At 71.6% G+C, this 4,879-nt stretch carries 3 protein-coding genes; all 3 read left to right on the top strand.

Translation table 11 applies throughout. The annotated features are described in order from the left end of the window. The first annotated feature begins 5 nt into the window (after positions 1-5). Genes AB6807_RS26810 through AB6807_RS26800 form a run of 3 tightly spaced genes read left to right on the top strand, consistent with a single transcriptional unit; the run spans position 6 to position 4,844 of the window. A complete protein-coding gene (locus tag AB6807_RS26810) occupies positions 6-1,472 on the top strand; it encodes a TolC family outer membrane protein (protein ID WP_371086936.1) in 1,467 nt (488 codons plus the stop codon). Continuing rightward, positions 1,469-3,595 carry a type I secretion system permease/ATPase gene (locus AB6807_RS26805; RefSeq protein ID WP_371086935.1) on the top strand — a complete coding sequence of 709 codons (2,127 nt, stop codon included), beginning with the start codon at positions 1,469-1,471 and terminating at the stop codon, positions 3,593-3,595. Before AB6807_RS26810 ends, AB6807_RS26805 begins: the two co-directional genes overlap by 4 nt. Beyond that, on the top strand, positions 3,582-4,844 hold the full coding sequence (locus AB6807_RS26800) for an HlyD family type I secretion periplasmic adaptor subunit (RefSeq protein ID WP_371086934.1): 1,263 nt from the start codon (positions 3,582-3,584) through the stop codon (positions 4,842-4,844). Before AB6807_RS26805 ends, AB6807_RS26800 begins: the two co-directional genes overlap by 14 nt. Positions 4,845-4,879: the final 35 nt, after the last annotated feature.

Below are 4,879 nucleotides of genomic sequence, written 5' to 3'. Positions count from 1 at the left end.
GAAGGGTGACGCACCGCGCCGCGCTCCGTGCGCCCCGTGCGCTCCATGCGCTCCGTGCGCTCCGCGCGCTCGCATGGCTGGCCCTGGCCGGTTCCACCGCGTCCGCATCGGCCGACGACGGCGGCCTGAAGGTCTCGCGCCGGCTCGCGCCCAGCTCGCTGGCGCAGGAGCTCAACCTGCAGCCGGGCCGGCCGCTGCCCGTGGCGCCGGCCAGCACGCAGCCGCTGGAGCTGAACGAGGCGGTGCGCCAGGCGGTGGCGCGCCACCCGTCCATTTCGGATGCGATCTCCACGCTGGCGCAGCAGGCCGGCGGCGTGGACGTGGCGCGCGCCGGCTACTACCCGCAGGTGCGCGTGGGCGTGGGCGGCGGCAGCAGCAACGCACCCGCCTCGCAGGGCGGCAGCACCGGCACGGTGGCCACGGCCTCGGTCTCGCAGATGCTCTACGACTTCGGCAAGGTGGACGGCGCCGTGGCGCAGTCCGAGGCGCTGGTGCGGCGCCAGCAGGCCGGCATCCTGAAGCAGATCGACACGGTGGCACAGCAGGCGGCCGACGCCGTGGTCACCGCGCACCGCTACCAGGCGCTGCTGGCCATCGCGCAGGAGCAGGTGCAGGCGGTGGAAAAGGTGCTCGAAACGGCGCGGCTGCGCGCCAACGCGGGCATCAGCACCCGGGCCGACCCGATCCAGGCCGAGTCGCGCGTGGACAGCGCGCGCGCCAACCTGCTGCAGGTGAAGTCGCAGCTGGCGCAGTGGCGCGAGCGCCTGGGCACGCTGCTGGGGCCGGGCGTGCCGCCGCAGATCGCGCCGTTGCCCAGCAGCCTTTCCGACGGCCTGGCCGGCACCTTCCGCGCCGACGGGCCGCCCGACACCAGCCTGCTGCCCGACGTGCTCGCGGCCGAGGCGGAGCGCCGCGCGGCCTCGGCGCAGCTGGAAATCGCGCGGGCCAACCGCTACCCCACGCTGAGCGTGGACGCTTCCGTCAACAAGGCCATGGGCGGCATCAACCCCGCCACGCTGGAGCGCAACGGCACGTACCACACGGTGATGCTCAACCTGACGAGCGTGATCTACCAGGGCGGCGCGCTCGACGCGCAGGTGCGCGCCGCCAGCGCCGCCGAGGAGGCTGCGCGCATGCGCATCGAGACCGCGCGGCTCAACGCCGGCGACCAGGCGCGCAACTTTCGCGAGCAGGTCATCGGCGCGCAGGCGCGCTTGGGCGTGCTGGCCGACCGCAGGCGCAGCATCGTGGAGGCGCGCGACCTGTACCGCGAGCAGTACACGCTGGGCACGCGCTCCATCCTCGACCTGCTGAACGCCGAGCAGGAGATCTACCAGGCCGCCGCCGAGCAGGAGGCCGTGCTGCACGACCTCTGGGCCAGCCGCGTCGGCTACATCGGCGCCACGGGCCAGGCCCGCGCGTTCTACGGGCTGGACAACACCACCGTCCAGGGCATGGAGCTGCTGCCATGAATGCAAGGGACCTTCCGCGGCACTACACCAGCTGGCTCGACGCCATGGTCCACGTGGCGCGCCACTACGGCATCGGCGCCTCCGAGGAAAGCACGCGCGTCTCGCTGGCCTGGGAGCGCGGCGCGCCGCTGGACACCCTGCTCGACCACATGGCGCGGCAGCTGGGCCTGGCGCTGCGGCTGGACGCGTTCACCGACGCGCAGCTCGACCCCTGGCGCCTGCCGCTGGTGGTGGAGTTCGACGACGGCGAGGTCGGCGTGGTGCGCACCGCCGACGGCAAGGGCCGGCTGGGCGTGCTGCTGGGCGGCGACCACGGGCTGGAAACGGCGGTGCCGGTCGAGGAACTGCGCCGCCGCGCGCGCCGCGTGGCCATCCTGCGGCCGCAGACGGCGGTGCCCGACGCGCGGGTGGACGACTACGTCAAGCCCTACGAGGCCAACTGGTTCTGGTCGATCGCGCTGCGCGACTGGCGTCGCTACGGCGACATCGTGCTGGCCTCGGTGTTCGCCAACGTGCTGGCGCTGTCGAGCATGGTGTTTTCCATGCAGATCTACGACCGCGTGGTGCCGGCGCAGTCGGAGTCCACGCTGTGGGTGCTGTTCGGCGGGGTGATGCTGGCGGTGGCCTTCGAGTTCGTGCTGCGCATGGCGCGCACCCACATCTCGGACGTGATCGGCAAGCGCGCCGACCTGAAGGTGTCCGACCTGGTGTTCGGCCACGCGCTGCGCGTGCGCAACGACGCGCGCTCCAAGTCCACCGGCTCGTTCATCGCGCAGGTGCGCGAGGTGGAGCAGGTGCGCGAGCTGCTCACCTCCACCACCATCGGCGCGGTGGCCGACCTGCCGTTCTTCGTGCTGTTCCTGGTGGTGCTGTGGCTGGTGGCCGGGCCGCTGGCCTGGGTGGCGCTGGCGGCGGTGCCGCTGCTGGTGATACCGGGGCTGCTGGTGCAGAAGCCGCTGGCGCGGCTGGCCAACGAGGGCATGCGCGAATCGGCGCTGCGCAACGCGCTGCTGGTGGAGGCGGTGGAAGGCATCGAGGACATCAAGCTCATGCGCGCCGAGCCGCGCTTCCAGAACCAGTGGAACCACGCCAACGACGTGGCCGCCAGCGTGAGCATGCGCCAGCGCTTTCTCACCGGGCTGCTGATGACGTGGACGCAGGAGGTGCAGGGCATCGTCTACGCGGTGGTGCTGCTGGCGGGCTGCTTCCTGGTGATGAAGGGCGACATGACCACCGGCGCGCTGGTGGGCTCGTCGATCTTGGCCTCGCGCATGATCTCGCCGCTGGCGCAGCTCTCGGGCGTGTTCGCGCGCTGGCAGCAGGCCAAGGTGGCGCGCGCGGGGCTCGACCAGCTCATGCAGCGCCCGGTGGACCAGCCCGAGCATGCGCGCCGCGTGCACGTGCCCGCGCTGCGCGGCCACTACACGCTGGCCGGCGTGGAGTTCCGCTACGGCAAGGACGACAAGGCGCCCGCGTTCGCGGTGGGGCAGCTGCAGGTCAAGGCCGGCGAGAAGGTCGCGCTGCTCGGGCGCATGGGCGCGGGCAAGTCGACCCTGCTTCAGCTGCTGGCCGGGCTGCATGCGCCGCAGCGCGGCCATGTGTCGCTGGACGCGCTCGACCTGGGGCTGATCGACCCGGCCGACCTGCGCCGCGACATGGGCCTGCTCACGCAGAACGCGCGGCTGTTCCACGGCTCGATCCGCGAGAACGTCACGCTGGGCATGCCGCTGGCCACCGACACGCAGGTGCTCGAGGCCATTGCGATGGCCGGTGCGTTGCCCTTCGTGCATTCGCGCGCCGAGGGGCTGGACGACCTGGTCCACGAGGGAGGCCTGGGCCTTTCGGGCGGGCAGCGGCAGGCGCTGCTGCTGGCGCGCACGCTGATCCGCCAGCCCGCCATCGTGCTGCTGGACGAACCCACGGCGCACTTCGACGAAGTGACCGAGCGCCAGGTGATCGACGCGGTGGGCGCCTGGCTGGCGCCGCGCACGCTGGTGGTGGCCACGCACCGCATGCCGGTGCTGCAGTGGGTGGACCGCATCGTGGTGATCGAGGGCGGCCGCGTGGTGATGGACGGCTCGAAGGACCAGATTCTCGGAAAGCTCTCCCATGGCAACGCCTGAGCTCGCGCAAGACCCTCCGCTCGGCAGCCCGCGGGGAGGCAAGAAGAACGCAAAGGCCGCGAAGGCCGCAAACGCAGCGACGGCCGATCAGCGCCGCTACGCGCCCGTGGAGCCCCCGCTGCCCGGCGCCTCGCTGGTGGTGTGGACCGTGGCCGCGCTGCTGGCCGCGATGCTCGCGTGGGCCTGGTTCTTCAAGCTCGACGAGGTGTCCACCGGCACCGGCAAGGTGGTGCCCTCGTCGCGCGAGCAGATGATCCAGTCGCTGGAAGGCGGCATCCTGGTTGACCTGAAGGTGCGCGAGGGCGACATCGTGAACGCGGGCCAGGTGCTTGCGCAGCTGGACCGCACCAAGACCGAATCGACCGTGCAGGAAAGCGCCTCGCGCGTGCGCGCGGCGCTGGCCATGTCGGCGCGGCTCACGGCCGAGGTGGGCGGCACGGCGCTGGTGTTTCCGGCCGAGGTGCGCAACGAGCCCGACCTGGTGCGCACAGAGACCGCGCTCTACCAGTCGCGGCGCGAGCAGCTCGCCAGCAGCCTGGCGGGCGTGTCGCAGGCGCTGGTGCTGATGCGCCGCGAGCTGGCGCTCACCGAGCCGCTGGTGTCGCGCGGCGCCGCCAGCGACGTGGAGGTGCTGCGGCTGAAGCGCCAGATCAACGAGGCCGAGACCAAGGCCTCGGACCTGAAGAGCCAGTACTACGTGAAGGCGCGCGAAGACCTCGCCAAGGCCAACGCCGAGATCGAGGCGCAGCGCTCGGTGACGCGCGGGCGCTCCGACTCGCTCACGCGGCTGACCTTCGCGTCGCCGGTGCGCGGCATCGTGAAGGACATTGCCGTGACCACCGTGGGCGGCGTGCTGCCGCCGGGCGGCAAGCTCATGGAGATCGTGCCGCTGGACGAGAAGCTGCTGGTGGAGGCGCGCATCTCGCCGCGCGACGTGGCCTTCATCCACCCCGGGCAGGACGCCACGGTGAAGGTGACGGCGTACGACTATTCGATCTTCGGCGGCCTGCCGGGCAAGGTGACCACCATTTCGCCCGACACCATCCAGGACGACGTGAAGCGCGACGTGTACTACTACCGCGTGTACATCCGCACCGACGCGGACCACCTGAAGAACAAGGGCGGCGAGAGCTTTCCGATCGTGCCCGGCATGATCGCCACGGTGGACATCCACACCGGCAGCAAGACCGTGCTCGACTACCTGCTGAAGCCGCTGAACAAGGCGCGCGAGGCACTGCGCGAACGGTAGCCGTGAGCGCTCAAAAATTCCTTAGCAAGCGCTGG

This window comes from Variovorax sp. RCC_210 (assembly GCF_041355175.1).
Taxonomy (GTDB): Bacteria; Pseudomonadota; Gammaproteobacteria; order Burkholderiales; family Burkholderiaceae_C; genus Variovorax.
The sequence above is the reverse complement of the archived record's forward strand: the minus strand, read 5'-3'. Positions and strand labels throughout refer to the sequence as shown.